Genomic DNA, 236 nt, shown 5'->3' with positions numbered 1-236 from the left:
CCGCCCAGCAGCTCGAACACCTGCAGCAACGCCTTCTGCGGCAGCCCGTTCTCATAACCACGGTTACGCTGGAACAGCTTCAACAACCCTTCCAGCGCCGCTTCATACTGCTGGCGCGCCAACTGCTGCACGCTCAGCTGATAAGCCGCTTCATCATCCTGCGGGTTCTGCGCCAAGCGGCTTTTCAGGTCAGCCACTTCCGGCAGACTGGCGGCCTGGCGCAGGAAGGTCAGTTG

1 protein-coding gene is annotated in these 236 nt (G+C 61.9%); it reads right to left on the bottom strand.

The features are described 5' to 3' along the window. Positions 1-236, bottom strand: a 236-nt coding sequence (locus tag FQ664_RS26975) for a tetratricopeptide repeat protein (RefSeq protein ID WP_144176011.1), incomplete at both ends; no start/stop codon positions are given.

It is taken from the genome of Pseudomonas persica (assembly GCF_900291015.1).
Taxonomy (GTDB): Bacteria; Pseudomonadota; Gammaproteobacteria; order Pseudomonadales; family Pseudomonadaceae; genus Aquipseudomonas.
The sequence above is the reverse complement of the archived record's forward strand: the minus strand, read 5'-3'. Positions and strand labels throughout refer to the sequence as shown.